General features: G+C 60.4%; 15 protein-coding genes and 1 pseudogene. 8 read left to right on the top strand and 8 right to left on the bottom strand.

The features are described 5' to 3' along the window. Positions 1-7: 7 nt before the first annotated feature. Genes LOY38_RS17035 through LOY38_RS17015 form a run of 5 tightly spaced genes read right to left on the bottom strand, consistent with a single transcriptional unit; the run spans position 8 to position 4648 of the window. Complete coding sequence (locus LOY38_RS17035) at positions 8-979, bottom strand: ABC transporter ATP-binding protein (protein WP_258696241.1); 972 nt, start codon at positions 977-979, stop codon at positions 8-10. Continuing rightward, on the bottom strand, positions 976-1962 hold the full coding sequence (locus LOY38_RS17030; RefSeq protein ID WP_258696240.1) for an ABC transporter ATP-binding protein: 987 nt from the start codon (positions 1960-1962) through the stop codon (positions 976-978). Before LOY38_RS17030 ends, LOY38_RS17035 begins: the two co-directional genes overlap by 4 nt. Then, complete coding sequence (locus tag LOY38_RS17025) at positions 1959-2813, bottom strand: ABC transporter permease (RefSeq protein WP_258696239.1); 855 nt, start codon at positions 2811-2813, stop codon at positions 1959-1961. The genes LOY38_RS17030 and LOY38_RS17025 overlap by 4 nt, the downstream gene beginning before the upstream one ends. Further along, positions 2810-3757, bottom strand: coding sequence for an ABC transporter permease (locus tag LOY38_RS17020; protein ID WP_258696238.1), 948 nt, complete (start codon positions 3755-3757; stop codon positions 2810-2812). The genes LOY38_RS17025 and LOY38_RS17020 overlap by 4 nt, the downstream gene beginning before the upstream one ends. Before the next feature lie 3 nt (positions 3758-3760). Further along, entirely contained in the window at positions 3761-4648 is an 888-nt protein-coding gene (locus tag LOY38_RS17015) for a proline iminopeptidase-family hydrolase (RefSeq protein WP_258696237.1), read from the bottom strand. A gap of 181 nt (positions 4649-4829) precedes the next feature. On the opposite strand from LOY38_RS17015, the gene LOY38_RS17010 reads away from it, so the two are divergent. Further along, positions 4830-5591 (top strand): LuxR family transcriptional regulator, encoded by a 762-nt coding sequence (locus LOY38_RS17010; protein WP_258696236.1) that lies wholly within the window; start codon positions 4830-4832, stop codon positions 5589-5591. A gap of 93 nt (positions 5592-5684) precedes the next feature. Beyond that, entirely contained in the window at positions 5685-6626 is a 942-nt protein-coding gene (locus LOY38_RS17005; RefSeq protein ID WP_258696235.1) for a proline iminopeptidase-family hydrolase, read from the top strand. 52 nt (positions 6627-6678) lie between these two features. Here the strand turns inward: LOY38_RS17005 and LOY38_RS17000 are convergent, their stop codons facing one another. Further along, on the bottom strand, positions 6679-8394 hold the full coding sequence (locus LOY38_RS17000) for an amidase (protein ID WP_258696234.1): 1716 nt from the start codon (positions 8392-8394) through the stop codon (positions 6679-6681). 154 nt (positions 8395-8548) lie between these two features. Then, positions 8549-9490: a LysR substrate-binding domain-containing protein gene (locus LOY38_RS16995; RefSeq protein ID WP_258696233.1), complete on the bottom strand. Its 942-nt coding sequence runs from the start codon at positions 9488-9490 to the stop codon at positions 8549-8551. Positions 9491-9644: 154 nt separating this feature from the next. On the opposite strand from LOY38_RS16995, the gene LOY38_RS16990 reads away from it, so the two are divergent. Beyond that, a complete protein-coding gene (locus tag LOY38_RS16990) occupies positions 9645-10058 on the top strand; it encodes a tautomerase family protein (protein WP_258696232.1) in 414 nt (137 codons plus the stop codon). A 468-nt stretch (positions 10059-10526) separates the two neighbouring features. Here LOY38_RS16990 and LOY38_RS16985 read toward each other — a convergent pair whose 3' ends face one another. Continuing rightward, positions 10527-11546, bottom strand: coding sequence for a LacI family DNA-binding transcriptional regulator (locus LOY38_RS16985; RefSeq protein WP_258700741.1), 1020 nt, complete (start codon positions 11544-11546; stop codon positions 10527-10529). A gap of 207 nt (positions 11547-11753) precedes the next feature. On the opposite strand from LOY38_RS16985, the gene LOY38_RS16980 reads away from it, so the two are divergent. The 5 genes and pseudogenes from LOY38_RS16980 to LOY38_RS16965 all read left to right on the top strand — a co-directional run bounded on the left by LOY38_RS16980 (position 11754) and on the right by LOY38_RS16965 (position 15204). Then, positions 11754-12677: a sugar phosphate isomerase/epimerase gene (locus tag LOY38_RS16980; RefSeq protein ID WP_258696231.1), complete on the top strand. Its 924-nt coding sequence runs from the start codon at positions 11754-11756 to the stop codon at positions 12675-12677. A 26-nt stretch (positions 12678-12703) separates the two neighbouring features. Beyond that, on the top strand, positions 12704-13873 hold the full coding sequence (locus LOY38_RS16975; RefSeq protein ID WP_258696230.1) for a Gfo/Idh/MocA family protein: 1170 nt from the start codon (positions 12704-12706) through the stop codon (positions 13871-13873). A 143-nt stretch (positions 13874-14016) separates the two neighbouring features. Then, positions 14017-14529, top strand: a complete 513-nt coding sequence (locus LOY38_RS16970; RefSeq protein WP_309475851.1) for a hypothetical protein — start codon at positions 14017-14019, stop codon at positions 14527-14529. A gap of 53 nt (positions 14530-14582) precedes the next feature. Further along, positions 14583-14732: pseudogene (locus tag LOY38_RS30210) on the top strand (glutamine cyclotransferase); the annotation flags it as partial. Between the two features lie 271 nt (positions 14733-15003). After that, positions 15004-15204 carry a hypothetical protein gene (locus LOY38_RS16965; RefSeq protein ID WP_258696229.1) on the top strand — a complete coding sequence of 67 codons (201 nt, stop codon included), beginning with the start codon at positions 15004-15006 and terminating at the stop codon, positions 15202-15204. Positions 15205-15208: the final 4 nt, after the last annotated feature.

Genomic DNA, 15208 nt, shown 5'->3' with positions numbered 1-15208 from the left:
TTGTTTTTTAAAGCAGCGGCTCCTCGAGCACGCAGTCGTAACGGCGAGCTTCGAGTTGACGTGTAGGAGGCGCCACCTGGCTACAAGTGGGACGAACGTAGCGACAGCGCGGGTGAAAGGCGCATCCGGATGGCAGTTGCAAAGGGCTGGGCGGTTCACCGGGCAGAGGGTCGCTGGGTAGCGTCCGGGTTGGGTCGATTTCCGGAATCGACTGGATCAGTGCGGCGGTATAAGGATGCCGTGGGGAGCGGAATACTTCTTCCACCGGGCCTTCTTCGACGATCTTGCCCAGGTACATCACCGCCACCCGATCACAGAGCCGGCGAACGATCGCCAGATCGTGGGCGATGAACACAATCGCCAGGTTCATGCGCTGGCGCAGCTCCAGCAGCAGGTTGATGATCTGCCCCTGGATGGACACGTCCAGCGCGGCCACGCATTCATCGGCGACGATCAGACGCGGTTCCACGGCCAGCGCCCGGGCGATCCCGACACGCTGGCACTGGCCACCACTCAAGGCACGCGGTTTGCGGTTGGCCAACTCGGGGCGCAGACCGACCAGGGTCAGCAACTCATCGACTCGTGCGGCAATCAGCGGTTCTGGCACCTTGCGTTGTACCCGGAGCACCTCCGCCAGGGTCTGGCCGATGCTCAGGCGTGGGTTTAGGGCAGCGTAAGGGTCCTGAAAAACCATCGCTGTCTCATGACGCAGCTTCTCGATGTCGATTTTTCCGGCGTGGGCCATGTCGACGCCATCGAACAACACCTGTCCGGCGAAAATCTCATTGAGGTGCAGGATCGCCCGACCCAGGCTGCTTTTACCGCTGCCCGACTCGCCGACCAGCCCGAGGGTTTCACCGGCCGCGAGGGTCAGCGAAACGCCATTGACCGCGGTCAGCCATTGCCGGTTCATGCCCAGCAGGCCAGTGCCAGGCGCGGCGAAGCGCACATGCAGATCTTTGACCTTGAGCAGCGTCATGAGCGGCCTCCGACGGCCAAGGGGTAATGGCAAGCGATGCGATGTTCGCAAGTAACGGCTTGCAGGTCCGGCATCAGTGACACGCATCGACTGCCGGTTTGCTGGCAGCGCGGATTGAAGCGACACCCATGGGGCAGGGCATCGAGCAGGGGCGGTTGCCCGGAAATGGTTTTGAGCAATGCGTGACCGTGACTGGTGGCCGGCTGACAGTCGATCAATCCAGCGGTGTAAGGATGGCGCGGATGGGCCAGTACCTCGTGTTTGTTGCCGTGCTCGCACAAGCGTCCGGCGTACATCACTGCAATCGAGTCGCAGGTTTGGGCAACGACGCCCAGGTCATGGGTGATCATGATGATCGACAGGCCACGCTGGTCGCGCAGATCGAGCAGCAGGCGCAGGATCTGCGCTTGCACCGTGACGTCGAGAGCGGTGGTCGGTTCGTCGGCGATCAGCACGTTCGGATTGCAACCCAAGGCCACGGCGATCATCGCCCGCTGACGCATGCCACCGGAAAATTCGTGAGGGTAACTGTCGACCCGCCGCTGCGGATCGGGAATGCCCACTTGCCGAAGTACGTCGATGGCCAGGGCGCGGGCTTCAGGCTTGCTGGCGCCCTGATGCAGACGAATACCTTCGCCAATCTGCTCGCCGATGCGCATCAACGGATCGAGATGGCTATTGGGGTTCTGGAAAATCATCCCCAATTGACGCCCACGCATGCGGCGCATGCCGGCTTCGTCCAGACGCAACAGATTTTCCCCGGCCAGCTGCACGGCTGTGCCTTCCACTCGTAGATTCGGCGACGGCAACAGCCTCATCAAACCGCGACAGGCCAGGGTTTTGCCGGAGCCGCTTTCACCCACCAACCCGAGGATTTCACCCTCGGCCAGGTCGAATGACAAGCGATCCACCAGCGTCACCTCGTGTTCGCCGTTACGGGCAATGACGCTCAGTTCCTCGACCTTCAGCACCGGCGTACTCATGAGTGTTCACCCAGGTGCTCGGCGACAGCGTCGGCCAGCAGGCTGAAGCCCATGGCCAGGGTGACGATCGCCAACCCCGGGAAGGTGCAGATCCACCAGGCGGAGGTGATGAAACTCTGGCCTTCGGCGACCATCGTGCCCCATTCGGCCGTCGGTGGTTGAACCCCGAGGCCGAGGTAGCTGACCGCCGCGCCGTTGAGCAGCACCAGCACCGCATCGGACATGGAAAACACGATCGAGCCGAACATCGCGTTCGGCAGCAAGTGACGAAACAGAATGCGCCCATGGCCGAAACCCAGACTTTTGGCGGCCAGGGCAAAATCGCTTTCCTTGAGGATCAGGATCTGCGAGCGGATCAACCGTGCGTAGGACACCCAGCCCACCAGTGCCATGGCGATATAGAAACTCATCAGGCCGGGGCCGAGGATCGCCATGATCGCCAGCATCAACACCAGGAACGGGAAGGCCAGGATGATATCGATCAGGCGCATGCAGACGGTGTCGAAACGCCCGCCGATGTAGCCGGACAAAGCCCCGACACAGGTGCCGATCAAAAACGGGAAGATCACCCCGATGACCGCCAGCTGCAAGTCGACGCGGGCCGCCCAGATCACTCGAGACAATACGTCGCGGCCAAAATTGTCGGTCCCGAACGGGTGGGCCAGGCTGGGCCCCAGCAGGCGGATATCAGTGTTCTGGGCGATTGGATCGAAGGGCGCGATCCAGGGTGCGAAGATCGCCAGCAACAGCCAGCCGAGCAGGATTGCCAACCCCAGGCCCATTGCCAAACGACGGTTGTGTAAACCGAAGCCGAGGTTCAGGCGGGGGGCAATCGTAGCCTGACTGCTCATCGGATGTTCACCCGGGGATCGATCGCTACCGTGACCACATCGGCGAGAAAATTCACTGCGACGGTGGCGCAGGCCAGCACCATCGCCACGCCCTGGACCACCATATAGTCACGGGTGAAGATGCCACGGACCAGTAACTGGCCGATTCCGGGAATGGCGAACAGGCTCTCGATGACCACCGTGCCGCTGATCAGCCAGCCGATGTTCACCGCCAGCAAGTTGACCGCGGGAACCAGCGAGTTGGGCAGCACGTGTCGACGAAACACCGCGTCTTCAGACAGGCCGCGAGCTCGGGCCGCCGTGACGTGGTCGGCTTGCAACTCCATCAGCATGCTCGCCCGCAGATTGCGCACCAACACTGCCGACAATGCCAGCGCAATGGTCAGGCAGGGCAGGAGCATGTGGTGCAGTTTGTCCGGCCAGCTGCGGCCATAGCCGGAAACCGGGAACCAGCCCAGCTGCACGCTGAACAGCAGGATCAACATGATCCCCAGCCAGAACGCCGGCATGCCGAGGCCGGCGGTGGTGAACAGGCGGATCAGATTGTCGCCCCAGCCGCCCTTGTTACGGGCCGCAACGGTGGCCAGCGGTACGGCGATCAACAGCGCCAGCAGCACGCTGCCGAGCACCAGAAACAGCGTGGGCTCGATTCGTGTGCTGATCAGCTTCAAGGCGTCGACCTTGTACAGCAACGACTGGCCGAGATCGCCCTTGAACAGATTTTCAAGAAAGTAGAAATACTGCATCCACAGCGGCTGATCGAGGCCGAACTGAGCGCGAATCCTGATCAGCCCCTCCGGCGTACTGCGAGAGCCGAGCAGGGCACGTGCCGGATCGCCTGGAATCGAACGCACCAGCACAAACGTGATCAGGCTGATGCCGAACAGCACCGGCAGCAGTTGCAGAGGCCGTGACAGGATGAAACGGTAACGCGACAGATTCATCGACTAACCTCGGTGCCGCTGGAGGAAATCCAGCAACACCGGAAAGTAGGCATGAGGTTCTTCGTAGAACGGCATATGGCTGCTGTTGGGGAACACATGCAACTCGACATCCTTGAGCGCCATTTTCATGCGCATTGCACAGGCGGGCGTCAGTTCGTCGTGCTGGCCGGTGGTAATCAACACCGGCATCGTGAAATCGGCCATTTCCTGGAGCCGGTTCCAGTTTTTCAGGTTGCCGATGTAGAGAAACTCGTTTGGCCCCTGCATGGTCGTGTAGGGCCCCATGTTCCAGTCGCCCAGAGAGCGCGTGACGGGTGCCGGCCATTCGTCCAGGCGGCAGACGTGACGGTAGTTGAGGAGGGTAATAGCCGCTTGGTATTGCGGGTGATCGAGGGTGCCCATGGCTTCATGGCGTTGCATCATGGCCACGGTTTCGCTGCCCAGGGCGCCACGCAGACGCTCCAGTTCCTGAGACAGGTGCGGGATATCGCCTACGGTGTTTTCCAGAATCAGGGTTTTGAGTGCGTGAGGGTGGTAAATGGCATATTCGATCGCCAGCCAGCCGCCCCAGGAGTGCCCCATCAAATGCACTCGGCCCAGGTCGAGGGCCTGACGGACGGTTTCCACCTCAGCGACATAACGGGTGATGTCCCAGAGGGACGGGTCTTCGGGTCTGTCAGACGCTCCAGTACCGAGCTGGTCGAAGGCGACAACTCGCAGCCCCTTGTCCTTGAGCCAGCCATGGGCGTCACGCAGATAATCGCAGGGAAGCCCCGGGCCGCCATTGAGGCACAGCAGGACTTCATCGCCCTCGCCAAAGCTGTAGACCACCAGATTGTGGCCGTCGACCTCGACGTTATATTGCTGATCCGGTTCGACTTCACGCCACATCGCAATACTCCCTTTATGATGCTGACCGGTTCGGATGCTGGCCAAATGGCTCAACCTTACTGAGTAAGTCATGAGCCCAAAAGCTAGTATTTGTTATAGGTTTTATCTGGCAGTCCCTCGCGGAGGCGTGGCATTCTACGTGCTGAATTTCAGGATTGAAATTGTTTAGGGAGCACAATGGATGCAGACCAAGCTATCAGACCTCAATCCCCGTCTGTTATCGGGCAAGAGCCTGGATGAGCAGATGGACAACGCCTTGCTCTTGGCCAACGAGCTGGGCTTTGATGCCTTGGTGTACGACTACAGCCCGGTGCCGCTGGACCACGAAGGCAAGTTGATCACGCCCTCGGTGCTCAAGCTGCGCAACACTCCAGCCGATTGGCATACGCGTTGGTGTACCGAGGGTTACTACCAGATCGACCCTGTTCAGCAGGTGGCACTCAATTGCGTTTCACCCTTTGTCTGGTCCTACAAGCCCGGGACTGACACCCTGCTGGAGCCGGTCATCGGTCAGTCCCATGCACCTGTGGTGAGCTATCTGGAAGACTTGCAGATGACCTGTGGGGTATCGGTCCCGATTCATCTGCCCAGAGGCGGTTTTGCTTCCTTGACGGGGCTGCGTATCGGTAGCAGCGCCAGCGTCCTGCGCGATGCCCGGCAGACCCTGGCAGATTTCAGCCTGATTTCCCACGCCTTGCAGGAAGCGGCCTATCCGTTGCTGGGCAAGGAGGCTCATTCGCCTCCCATTCACCTGACCAAGCGTGAACGCGAGTGCCTTAAATGGGCGGCTGAGGGCCTGACCGGCGCAGAGATTGCCGACCAACTGAATCGCTCATTGGCCACTATCACCCTCCATCTGACCTCGGCCATGCATAAACTCGGTGCCAAGAACCGGGTCCAGGCCGTGGTTCGGGCCACCCACTATCGGTTGCTCGATAGCTGAAATAGGGCAAAAACCTATCTATTTCTCTAGTTATGTCGAAGGTCTGATCCCGCTATCGTGTGCCGTACGGTTTTTCAGGGAAGGCACGCAGAAATGGAATCTATCGGAATACGCGAAGGCTTCGCACCTTTTGGTCTTTATCAGACCTGGTATCGCGTCACGGGTCACTTCGACGGTAAGAGCACGCCACTGGTGATTCTGCATGGCGGTCCGGGCTGCACGCATGATTACGTCGACGCGTTCAAGGACATCGCCGCGAGTGGGTATCCAGTGGTTCATTACGATCAACTGGGTAACGGCCGCTCGACCCACCTACCGGAAAAAGACGCTTCATTCTGGAACGTAGCGCTGTTTCTCGAGGAGCTGGACAACCTGCTGGATCATCTGGAAATCAGCGACAATTACGCGCTCCTGGGGCAATCCTGGGGCGGCATGCTCGCCAGCGAACACGCCGTACGGCAACCTGCGGGGCTACGGGCCTTGATCGCCGCCAATTCCCCTTCGGACATGCGTGTCTGGGTTCAGGAGGCCAACCGTTTACGTAAGCTACTGCCCGCCGGCGTACATGAAACATTGCTGGAGCACGAACAGGCCGGGACTTTTCAAGCGGCTGCCTATCAGGAAGCTTCAAGGGTTTTTTACGACAACCATGTATGTCGCGTCATTCCCTGGCCCGATGAGGTGGCGCGTACTTTTGCCCAGGTCGATGCCGATCCCACCGTTTACCACGCCATGAGCGGGCCGACGGAGTTTCATGTGATAGGCAGCCTGAAAGACTGGACCATTGTCGACCGCTTGCAGCACATCAACGTACCGACGTTGGTGATTTCCGGTCGCTACGATGAAGCAACACCGACGGTGGTCAAACCCTATCTGGAGAAGGTCCCGAACGTGCGTTGGGCGTTGTTCGAGCACTCCAGCCATATGCCTCATGTCGAGGAGCGGGTCGGCTGCATAGGGACGGTGGTGAGGTTTCTGGATGAGTGCGTGAAGGGGGACGGCTGGCAAACACCTGTTGCCGCCGCCCGGCTCTGACTTGCCGTTACCGAGCGGGATTGGAACGTGTGCTGCCCCAATCCCGCCATTTCTATTTTTTGCCGCCCGACAATGATGGGGTTCGAGGAGGGATCAATCGTTTCGCCCCCGTCGACTCAAACGCCGAAGCCAGGCGAAGCAGCGTCGAATCGTCATAGGCACGCCCGGCAAAGGTCAGCCCGACGGGCATGCCGATGTCTGGCATGACGCCCATCGGCACAGTGACCGTGGGTACCCCCAGGTGGCGGATGGCGAGATTGCCGTTGGCGACCCAGATGCCGTTACTCCACGCGATATCCGCAGACTTCGGATCGACATCGGCATTCGCCGGCCCAACGTCGGCTACCGTCGGGAAGATCACCGCGTCGAGCCCCAACCGATCCATCCATTCCTCCAGATCGATTCGGCGCGTCCGTTCAAGGCCGCGTAGTCCGTCAGGCACCGTGGTGATCTGGTCCCAAGGGGTGATGCCGCGTTCGGCCATCCGCACATATTCGTCCATACCCGCGGCCAGTTCGCCCTCGCGATTGGGTAGAGTCCCCGGATCGTGCGGGAAAATCAGCGGCCCGTTCACGTCGACCAGGCGATTCAGTTTTGGATCGCCGTTGGCCCGCAGGAAATCGTCGAACGCCCAAGCCGTCAGATCCCACAATTCATGGTGAAGGAACTCTTTGGACACCAGGCCCCGGTTAAACACCGTCGGTGCACCAGGACGATCCCCCTCGCAATTGGAGACCAGCGGGAAGTCGACCTCGACCACTTCTGCACCGGCCGCTTCGAGTGCCTTGCGAGCCTCCTCCCATAGCCCGATCACTGAGGGGCGGGTGTTGATTCGCTGGCCCGTCGGCCCACCGATGCCAGGCGCATCGCTGGTGCCCGCATCGAGATCCGCATTGATGTACATGCGGGGAACGCCGAAGCGCTTTCCTGCGAGCGCATCGGTATTGGCGGCCAGCGACCCGTAGGAAGCGGGACGCACCGAAGCGACACTCGGAATGGGCACCCAGGGTTGCATCCGCCACAGATCGCCCCGTGTGTCGGGATCATCCGCCACCACCACATCGAGCACCTCGAGCAGGTCCGCCATTGTCCTGGCATACGGTACGACAACGTCCATCGTCGGCGTCAACGGCCAGTTGCCGCGCACCGAGATCACCCCGCGCGAAGGCGTATAGGCGCACAGGCCATTGTTCGAGGCAGGCCCGCGACCGCTCGACCAGGTTTCTTCCGCCAGGCCGAATGCCGCGAAACTGGCGGCGGTTGCCGTACCGGCGCCGTTCGATGAGCCCGATGCGAAAGGGGCAGTGAGGTAGTCGGCGTTGTAGGGGCTTTCGGCACGGCCGTATACCCCGCGCTGCATGCCGCCGTTGGCCATCGGCGGCATATTGGTCTTGCCCAGGCAGATCGCGCCGGCGGCGCGAAGCCGTTCGATGGTGAACGCATCGCGATAAGCAATCAGGTTGGCGAAGGCGGGACTTCCAGAGGCAGCGGTCAGCCCCTTCACCAGATAACTGTCCTTGGCCGTATAGGGGATGCCATCGAGCGGCCCCAGCGTTTCGCCCCTGGCCCGACGGGCATCGGCCGCCTGCGCTTCCTTGATCGCATCGGGGTTGCGAACCACCACCGCGTTGAGGGCGGTGGGCGTGTCGGGTCCGTCGTAGGCATCGATCCGGGCGAGATAGGCCTGGACCAGCTCCACCGCCGTTGTCTGGCCCGATTCGAGCGCAGCACGCAGTTGGGCAATGGAAACCTCGGTGACTTCGATCATGCTGTTACCGCCGGCTGCTGATGGGGGGCGCGGTGAATGTTTCCATTACGCTGGATTTTGGGCTCAGAGACATCATTTCTCTCAAAATGGGGTTTCATATCGGTTCTCGTTGCACTGCATTACGCGACAGTATCGGAGAACCCATGGCCCTCTGTCATTCGCCGAACACTTCTGCGCTCTGAAACTGATGAGGCGGTTGACCGTAGAGAGAGCCTGGGAAACTGTCCTGTTCGGCCTGGCACGCCAGCCAGGTGCAGAACAGGTCCAGCTTCTTGTTGGGTTCCGGACTTCGCCTGGCAATATAGGCGTAGTGACTTTGGTGGAAACCGAACGGTGCCAGTAAACGGCCAAGTCGAATGTCGTCGGCCACCAGATGCCAAGGGGCGACACAAATCCCCAGGCCGGCAATTGCCGCCTCCAATGTGAAATAGTAGTGCTCAAACTCCGCACCGGCCGGCGCGCTAGCCTGATATCCAATCGCATCACTCCAGCTGGTCCAGGCATTCGGACGAGTCTTGGTATGGAGCAGCGGATGCAAGAAAATGGAATCTAATTCGGTGAGTTGGATTCGTGCGGATAACGCGGGTGATAACACGATGCCCAACCTTTCAGGAAACAGCAGGAGGGTATTCTTTTGACCCTCAACGGCCCCCTGCTCGGCAGTGATCATCACGTCATATCGGTCTCGGTCCGGATCGGTGGTGTGGACAAAGGAATTCAAGCGAATCTTGATATCAGGGTACTTCGCATTGAAATCGAAAAGACGGGGTATCAACCACTTGACCGTAAACGTGCTGAAGCAAGACACGTCCAGAATACCCGTCGCGGTATCTCTGATTCGGCCTACGGCGGCCTCGATCCGATCCAGCGCAGCCGTCAACTCCGGCAGGAGTTCTTTCCCGGCAGCGGTGAGCTGCGGTTTGTTTTTCGGCCCCTCGAACAGTTCCACCCCGAGACTCAGCTCTAACTGGCGTACCTGGCGACTCACTGCTCCGGGCGTGACAGAAAGCTCATCGGCGGCAGACGTCATTTTGCCCAGCCGGGCAGCGGCCTCGAAAGAGCGGAGTGCATTCAATGGGGGGAGACGACGTTTCATCAAGTGACTTTAACTCAATTACTTCGGGCGCATAAATCGATTTCCAACCCCATCCCGGTTTTGGAAAATCCCCTCACTGTCCGCATGCCTGGTTACCTGTCCAGGGTTGTCGGGGTGGTAAGCGCCTATCCAAAATAAATTGAGAGAGTCTCACATGCCATTCGTTCGAACAGCCGTCATCAAAGGCACTGGCCCGCAGCAACGCCAGCGCATCGTCGACGGCATACACCAAGCGCTGGTGGATAGCATCGGTATGCCCCAGGATGAACTGTTCAATCTGGTGGTGGACTACGATCCGGAGCAATTTTTTTACAGCCGTACCTTTAATCGCGTCGCGCGTTCCGACCAGTTGATAGTGATTGAAATAACGATGCGTAGAGGTCGCAGCGATGCGATGAAGCGGGAGCTATACAAAAAAATTGCGGACAATCTTGGCGCTCAAGCACAGGTTCGCCCGCAAGACCTTTTCATCTTCATGCATGAAAACGACTATTCAGACTGGTCGGTGGGCTCGGGAAAATTTGCAATGGAGTTAGTGCAACAGCTCGGTAATACCTCTGCCGTGTAAGTCAGCTAACGCAAGGCACCACTCCACCCGTTATGGTGGAGTGCTTCGAAACTGAGGAGGGGCTCGGTCATCGCGTCAGTCCTGCATGAATGATCTGGACCTGTCTGAGATAGCTGTTGCAGACGCTCTCCAGAAAAAACCAAAACCTGCAGACGCGAGCATCGTGAGCAATGAGCTGCTGAAAGCTTAGCCTACTGTTGCTGTGCGCAAGTTTCGGTGAGCGGAGCTTGATGAACCGAACTGGACAACGCGGGCTACTGACCCGCTTGACAGGGTGAAGTAAGCCATACCGATTTGTGTACCTTTGCGGCAGTTGAGGTAGATAACCGCCTGTTTGGCGCAATGCTGCTCACTTAAGCAATTTCAGTCGCGACGCATTCTTTGTAGCAGCTGCCGAACGCAGGCTTCGCCAGCTGCTACAAAGAGTACGTCGTACCTGGGAATAAGGGGGCTGTCGCCAGCCCGCCACTAAACACTTTCAGCCACATCAATCTGCAACGAAAGCATGAACTTCGCTGCACTGTCCGACGATGGGTCTATCGCCGCGTCCACCATGGCCCTGACCGCCGTTTGCGCCAGTGCCTCGACAGGATGCGACAGCACGGCTTGAACGATGCCGTCACGCAGGGCAGCGCGGGTGATGGCGGTCAAGTCGTGGCACACCACCACGGGCAGCGCGATGTGCTGGGTTTTCAGTTCGCGCAGGGCGTTGATGACCCCCTCGATACCGCCGCCGGCGACATACAGGCCGACCAGATCAGGCTGGCTGGTCAGAAGATCGAGCGTGCCGGCATAGGCGAATTCCTCATCCTCCAGGGTCATGCGTGTCGCCAGCAGTTCCCAATCCTGGGGTTGTTCCGACAAGAAAGAACGCCAACTCATTTCGCACAGTTCCTGGCACTGAAAGCGCTGAGTGCCGACCATCACGGCCACAGGCCCCGGTTGCGCTGCCAGGTGCTTGATGAACCAGCCGGCGGTACGGCCCATGGCGCGGTTGTCGAGACCGACATAACCGGCACCGGCCGAGGCGCTCAGCTCGGACACAAGAGCGACCACGGGAATACCGGCCGCTCGCAGCTGCGCCATGGCCTCGCGTACGGCCGGATGATCGGCGGCCACCACACCCAGGGCATCGACTTCACCTTGCAGTTTGAGGATGCGTTCTGCGGTGGCGGCCGGGGCCAGGTCGTCGATGTAGTGGATCATCACCCGAACCTGAGCTCGAACACTGGCCGTCGCGGCTTCGGCCAAGGCCTTGGCCAGTCCCTGATAAAACGCCACACCACGCTTTTGCAGCAGAAACCCCAACCGCACGGTCGGGCGCTGCTGCAATACCCGTTGCTCGATCACGTTACGCCCATAGAAGCCCAATCGAGCGGCGGCTTCGGCAATGCGTTGCGCGGTATCGGCACGCACATTGGCCCGCAGGTTCATCACCCGGTCCACGGTGGACAGGCTCACCCCGGCGGCCAGGGCCACGTCTTCCATGGTTGAACGGCGGCCGACCGGGTTGCCGGCTTCTGACAAGGAATGTTCTGACGAAGAAAGCTCTGACATGAAATGAAAGCCTATCTGAAACTTTTGACGGGTTTTGACAGGTATCTCCGAAGGACTATAGCAGCCATGGACCTGCCCGCTTTAGGATTTCTGCGAGCGAAACAACGCCACTCATAACAATAATCAACGGAGCCTGACATGACCCTCCACATCTCCACCGCGCCTTGTTGCTGGGGCGTAGACGACGTCAACAATCCTCATCTGCCGGCGTGGCAACAGGTCCTTGGCGAAGCGGCGCAAGCGGGGTATCGCGGCATCGAATTGGGGCCATACGGTTACCTTCCACTGGATGCTGTGGCGGTGGGCTCGGTACTGGCCGAACAGGGCTTGCACGTGGTGGCCGGCACGGTGTTCGACGACCTGGTCGACCCCGCCAATCTGCCCAGCCTGCTGAATCAAACCCGAAATATCTGTGCGTTGCTCAAGCAATTGCCGGCGATTCCATTGGAGCCGGGGCAACGCTTTGCCATGCCTTGTCTGGTGGTCATCGATTGGGGGCATGAGGAACGCGATTACACCGCCGGGCATTCCGACCGCGCACCGCGCCTGGCGCCGGATGCCTGGCGCGGCATGATGGCCCACATCCGCGCCATCGCTGAGCTGGCATGGACGGAATACGGCATTCGCACGGTGATTCATCCGCACGCCGGGGGCTACATCGAGTTCGCTGACGAACTGGCCCAACTGGTCGAAGACATCCCCTGTGAAGTGGCCGGCCTGTGCCTGGACACCGGCCATCTGTACTACGCCGGCATGGACCCGGTGCAGACCCTGCGTCAGTACGCGGACCGCCTGGATTACCTGCATTTCAAAGACATCGATCAGGCCGTGTTCGATCAGGTACTGGGCGAACACATCACCTTCTTCGCCGCGTGTGCAAAAGGCGTGATGTGCCCGATCGGCCAGGGTGTCATCGACTACGGCGCCTTGCGCGAGCTGATCACCGAGATCGGTTACCAGGGCTACATCACCGTCGAGCAAGAACGTGATCCACGTAACGCCCATGGCAGTCTGTGCGATGTGGCTGCCAGCCGTGCCTACCTGTCTCGGGCAGGTTTCTGAATTCCCCTCATGCGAAGGACTTATCGATGATCAATGGCAGCAAGCGTATTCCTCAACCGATCCGCTGGGCGATGGTGGGCGGCGGGCGTGACAGTCAGATCGGCTACATCCATCGTTCGGCGGCGCTGCGCGACCAGTCGTTTGCACTGGTGGCCGGCGCCTTCGACCTGGACCCGCAACGCGGTCGGGAGTTTGGTGTGCAACTGGGGGTCGACCCCGAGCGGTGTTATGCCGACTATCGCAGTCTGATTGAAGGGGAAGCGGGGCGGGCGGATTGCATCCAGGCCATTTCCGTGGCGACGCCCAATGGCACCCACTTTGAAATCACCAAGGCCGCTCTGGAAGCGGGGCTGCATGTGGTCTGTGAAAAACCGTTGTGCTTCACCCTTGAGCAAGCGCAAACCTTGAAGGACATCGCATTGTCCCGAAACCGGGTGGTAGGGGTGACCTACGGCTACGCCGGGCATCAGCTGGTCGAGCAGGCGCGGGAAATGATTGCCCGGGGCGATTTGGGCGAGGTGCGCATGGTGCACATGCAGTTTGCCCATGGTTTCCACTGTGAAGCGGTCGAGGCGCAGAGCGAGGCGACCAAATGGCGGGTCGATCCGCGCTTCGCCGGCCCCAGTTATGTGCTGGGAGACGTAGGCACTCACCCGCTGTACCTGTCGGAAGTCATGCTGCCCGACCTCAAGATCAAACGGCTGTTGTGCTCGCGTCAGAGCTTTGTCAAAAGCCGCGCGCCGCTGGAGGACAATGCCTACACCTTGATGGAATACGAAGGCGGGGCCATGGGTAGTTTATGGTCAAGCGCGGTGAACGCCGGCTCCATGCATGGCCAGAAAATTCGGGTGATCGGCTCCAGGGCCAGCCTTGAATGGTGGGACGAGCGGCCAAACCAGTTGTCATTCGAAGTCCAGGGCCAACCCGCTCAGGTGCTGGAGCGCGGGATGGGTTATCTGCATCCCCATGCGTTGCTTGATGACCGGATCGGTGCCGGGCACCCGGAAGGGCTGTTCGACGCCTGGGCCAACCTCTATTACCGCTTCGCCCTGGCCATGGATGCCGCCAACCGCGGCGATCATGAACAACTGGCGACGCTGCGTTATCCGGATATCAATGCCGGTGTCGAAGGTGTGCGCTGGGTCGAACGCTGTGTCCATTCCGCGGACCTCGGCGGGGTCTGGGTCGATTACTGAGTCACGGACGCCAACTCTGCGGCGAGGGGGCTTGCCCCCGTTGGGTCGCGAAGCGGCCCTAAAACCCGGCGTGCGGCTGCGCAGCCCTGAGATAGACTGATCAGCGAACATCGGACGGTGGGGGGGCAGGTGGCGCGATTCACATGGATTCGCTGATCACCGCAGCAGCGCAGGCGCTCGCGACGGGTGATCCCCTCGGCGCGCTGAACCGCATAGCCCTGCGCAACGACGCACCTGCACTCGCGCTTCGAGGCATCGCGATGGCGCAGCTGGGCGACCTTGTGCGAGCAAAGGCGCTGGTGCGTAGCGCAGCGCGGGCCTTTGGTCCGAAGGAGGCCATGGCCCGGGCACGGTGTGTCGTCGCCGAGGCCGAGATCGCGCTGGCCTCGCGTGACCTTGGCTGGCCGGCGAAATCGCTCGACGCCGCGCGAGAGATACTTCAGGCCCACGGCGATTGGGTCAACGCCGCTGATCGGGCCGAGCGTGCCGCGCAACGCGCGGACATCCCGGCACTCACCGCCGAGGTCGAAAGTGCCTCGCGCATCCTCGACACGCCGGCGGCTCGTCGGTATCACTCACCCGGCGTCCGGCGTTGTTCGCGCTTGCCCGAGCGTTGGGTGAGGCATGGCCTGTCGACGTGCCGAGAGAAATGCTGATTGTGCGAGCCTTTCGAATGAAACCCGCAGATGAATCCCATCGCGCACGGTTGCGCGTCGATCCGGCCACGGGCGAGGTCTTGGAGAGTGTGCAGATGCCGGCGGGCGTCGGGGTGTCGGGGCTTGAGTTCGATGGCCACGATCGGTTTTTCTGTGGCGGCGGCAACAGCGGGAAGGTGAGGGCAGTGCGCCGGCCTGAATGAAAGTCTGCGGCTATAAAACGGTTTTGTATCAAGACTCTTGCAGAAGCAGCGAGCGTGACTGCCGCAGTTTGAGAAAGGCTTGGGGCCGCGCCGCAGCAAGGAGGGTCGGCAATCGCCTGTAGGGCCGGCCCCTGAAAACGCTGTGGAATATGAGTCGTTTCCGATACAACCATTACCCATTCTTTACACTGGTTCGGTGCTCAAAGCCCGGTAAACACTGTCTGAAAGGGCGAGAAAGGTTGTTTTTCTCGCCTAAACAGAGAGTGAAGTGATGATGTTGAACAAAGTTGTAAAAATGGCAGTGGTCGTCGCCTTGTTGTCGTCCCTGTCCGGCTGCTGGATGTTCTTCCCGCCGGGTGGTGGTGGTGGTGGTGGTGGTGGTGGTGGTGGTGGTGGTGGTGGTGGTGGTGGTGGTGGTGGTTTTGGCCATCCTGGAGGTTTCGGTGGTGGTCCCGGTGGCGGCCCGCGCTGACCCG

Origin of the sequence: Pseudomonas sp. B21-015 (genome assembly GCF_024749285.1) — a bacterium.
In the GTDB taxonomy this organism is placed as follows: domain Bacteria; phylum Pseudomonadota; class Gammaproteobacteria; order Pseudomonadales; family Pseudomonadaceae; genus Aquipseudomonas.
This window is presented reverse-complemented; position numbering and strand designations above follow the sequence as displayed.

Coding starts and splice junctions, on each gene's coding strand:
- LOY38_RS16995 (WP_258696233.1), bottom strand. CDS start 9,490: ATGAAACGTCGTCTCCCCCCATTGAATGCACTCCGCTCTTTCGAGGCC.
- LOY38_RS16990 (WP_258696232.1), top strand. CDS start 9,645: ATGCCATTCGTTCGAACAGCCGTCATCAAAGGCACTGGCCCGCAGCAA.
- LOY38_RS17015 (WP_258696237.1), bottom strand. CDS start 4,648: ATGTGGCGTGAAGTCGAACCGGATCAGCAATATAACGTCGAGGTCGAC.
- LOY38_RS17005 (WP_258696235.1), top strand. CDS start 5,685: ATGGAATCTATCGGAATACGCGAAGGCTTCGCACCTTTTGGTCTTTAT.
- LOY38_RS16975 (WP_258696230.1), top strand. CDS start 12,704: ATGATCAATGGCAGCAAGCGTATTCCTCAACCGATCCGCTGGGCGATG.
- LOY38_RS17010 (WP_258696236.1), top strand. CDS start 4,830: ATGCAGACCAAGCTATCAGACCTCAATCCCCGTCTGTTATCGGGCAAG.
- LOY38_RS17000 (WP_258696234.1), bottom strand. CDS start 8,394: ATGATCGAAGTCACCGAGGTTTCCATTGCCCAACTGCGTGCTGCGCTC.
- LOY38_RS16985 (WP_258700741.1), bottom strand. CDS start 11,546: ATGGAAGACGTGGCCCTGGCCGCCGGGGTGAGCCTGTCCACCGTGGAC.
- LOY38_RS17020 (WP_258696238.1), bottom strand. CDS start 3,757: ATGAATCTGTCGCGTTACCGTTTCATCCTGTCACGGCCTCTGCAACTG.
- LOY38_RS16965 (WP_258696229.1), top strand. CDS start 15,004: ATGATGTTGAACAAAGTTGTAAAAATGGCAGTGGTCGTCGCCTTGTTG.
- LOY38_RS16970 (WP_309475851.1), top strand. CDS start 14,017: ATGGATTCGCTGATCACCGCAGCAGCGCAGGCGCTCGCGACGGGTGAT.
- LOY38_RS17030 (WP_258696240.1), bottom strand. CDS start 1,962: ATGAGTACGCCGGTGCTGAAGGTCGAGGAACTGAGCGTCATTGCCCGT.
- LOY38_RS16980 (WP_258696231.1), top strand. CDS start 11,754: ATGACCCTCCACATCTCCACCGCGCCTTGTTGCTGGGGCGTAGACGAC.
- LOY38_RS17025 (WP_258696239.1), bottom strand. CDS start 2,813: ATGAGCAGTCAGGCTACGATTGCCCCCCGCCTGAACCTCGGCTTCGGT.
- LOY38_RS17035 (WP_258696241.1), bottom strand. CDS start 979: ATGACGCTGCTCAAGGTCAAAGATCTGCATGTGCGCTTCGCCGCGCCT.